Here is a 2,241-nt window from a genome sequence, read left to right as displayed (position 1 = left end):
GGCTGGGGTTTGGCGTTGCGGGCGCCCAGGCCGGCGCGGCCGATGAGGAGGCGTTCTTGGCCGTCCTCAGCGTCGGGCTCCAGCCACAGGCTCAGTCCCTCGGCGGCGAGGATGCGGCGGACGAAGTGCAGATCGGTTTCAAACAGATGCGGGGCGCTGGCATCGCGGTGCTGGCTGAGGTGGCGCCAGCGGGCCACATCGGGCGGCAACTCGCGCAGCTCCACCGGCTGCAAGCCATGTTCGGCCAGCACGGCTTGGGCCACCTCCACGGCGTTGACGCGTTGAAACACTCGCTCGCGGCGGCTGTAGCTCAGGCGCTCTAGCGCGGGCACGAGCGTGAAGGTGTAGTGGAAGAGGTCGTCGCTATCGTCCACTTCAGCGCAGCTTTGGATCAGGCCGCTGAGGGCATGAAAGCCAAGTACACCGTCGCGCTGCCAAAAGCTAGCGCGCTGCATCAGCAGGGTGCTGAGGTCGGGGATGTTGCCGCCGCTGGCCCTAAGGTCTAGGCACCAGGGCTCGTGCAGGGTTTGGCGGTAGTGCCAGTGGGTGATGTGAAGCAGGGGGTGGTCGGGGCCTAACTCCAGGCCGACTTGGGCCGCGTTCGCCATGCCAGTGCCGCCAGCCTGCAGCGTCTCTTTAATGCGCACGGCCAGTTCGGCAGCGCTGTAGCGGGTGGGAGGGGGAGGCATGGTGGGCTCGAAATAAGAATAGATGTCTGACACTACGGTGGGGCTTACTGGCGGGTCAAGCCAAGGAATCCCAAACCGAGGCGATCAGGTCGCGTCTGTCCCGCAAATCAGGTGCGAAGGCGGTAGAGGTCGCAACGAAACTGGGGCCCTCCGACAACAGCCAAGGACTGCGTATGGCCCGTATTGAGCCTCAGCCTGCACTCAGTTTGATGCGCCCTACCTCAGTCCTGGCGTGTTTCACCAGCTTTGCGCTGTCCAGCCTGGTCTTTGTGGATGACTTTGAGGAGCGCCAAACGCTAGTTCGGATCTGCGGGCATGCATGGAATATTGGGCGCTGTCCCGACGCGGCCCAACGCGAGGCCCAGATTGAGCGGATCTATCACGAAGGGGCTGTGCACAAGCATGGGCCGGTGATCGCGGCGAGGTGGAAGGGGGCGATGCGCGCCAGGGTGGCACTGAAGTTGGAGCTGTTTCCTTGGATGAACGTGCCGCTGAGCTATGTTGGGTTGCGCCGCTTGGGCTCTCACGATTTACTGGGCCTCGGCACAGCCACTGACATCGCCGAGGCCGAATTGAATACGCAGCCTACAGCAGTCAGCCTTTTCCGCATGATCGAGGTCCTGCGCGAATGGCGCCAGGACACTCAAAGCAAGATTGAACCCTTCGCCGCAGACGCGGGGCGCGCTGACACCGGCAAATCCACCGGTGTCTGGGCCGAAGAGCTTGTAGTGCCGTACTACCAGTTGATTGATGCTGGGGCATCCATCGAAATCGCGACCCCAAAAGGTGGTCCGCTTGCCTTTGATCCTAGCAGCATCAAGCCTACCGGCCAGAACGATGCATTGACCGAGCGCTTCCTAGCCGACCCGGCAGCACAAGCCAAAGCCCAGATGACGCATGTGGCTGCATCGGTTGATACGTCCAGCTTCGACGCTGTGTTTTTTCCCGGAGGCCATGGCACGATGTGGGATCTGCCCTTTGATGCGGGTGTGACCCGTGCTGTCGAAGCGGCATTCGCTGCAGGCACGCTAATCGCCTCAGTGTGCCATGGTGCTGCGGGCCTCGTCAGCGCTCTTCGTGCCGACGGAAAGTCGATCGTCGAAGGCAAGCGGATCAACTCCTTCACCGATACTGAAGAAAACGCCGTCGGCCTGTCGAGCGTAGTGCCGTTCCAACTGGAATCTCGTTTGCGCGAACTCGGCGCAGTCTTTGAAGGGGCGCCGAACTGGGAGGCCTTTGTCGTCAGGGATGGCCAGTTCATCACGGGCCAGAATCCTCAGTCGTCGAAGCTCGTGGCGCAGCGCGTTATTGAAGCTCTCGGTATGACCGCAGTCAAATAAGCCACTTAAGGAGCATAAACATGAAAAAATCATTGACCGTCATCGGTGCGGCCGGCGCATTCTGCGCATTACTGTTTTCAGCACCGGTAAGCAGTCTGACCTGCAATACCTCGCCAACCCGCATGAACACTGGTGATTTGGGGTGAATGCCGATGGTCGGAACTCCCAGGAAGATATCCAATCGATATTGATTTCTGGGAGTTCTGGAGGGG

Annotated in this window: 3 protein-coding genes; 1 reads left to right on the top strand and 2 read right to left on the bottom strand. The window is 61.0% G+C overall.

Annotated elements, in window-relative coordinates:
* Positions 1–689 (bottom strand): phage late control D family protein (locus PRZ01_RS19110; protein ID WP_273598440.1); only part of this gene is annotated, 689 nt, incomplete at its 3' end.
* A gap of 173 nt (positions 690–862) precedes the next feature.
* Between PRZ01_RS19110 and PRZ01_RS19105 the strand changes: the two genes are divergently transcribed.
* Positions 863–2,029, top strand: coding sequence for a type 1 glutamine amidotransferase domain-containing protein (locus tag PRZ01_RS19105; protein ID WP_273598439.1), 1,167 nt, complete (start codon positions 863–865; stop codon positions 2,027–2,029).
* On the opposite strand, the gene PRZ01_RS19100 is transcribed toward PRZ01_RS19105, so the two are convergent.
* The coding region (locus PRZ01_RS19100) for a hypothetical protein (RefSeq protein ID WP_273598438.1) at positions 2,022–2,241 on the bottom strand (220 nt) is incomplete at its 5' end. The two genes, PRZ01_RS19105 and PRZ01_RS19100, sit on opposite strands and share 8 nt — an antisense overlap.

It is taken from the genome of Roseateles koreensis (assembly GCF_028595305.1).
GTDB classification, from domain to species: Bacteria; Pseudomonadota; Gammaproteobacteria; order Burkholderiales; family Burkholderiaceae_C; genus Paucibacter_A; species Paucibacter_A koreensis.
Note: the sequence above shows the minus strand (reverse complement) of the source record. Positions and strands in the feature narration are given on the sequence as shown.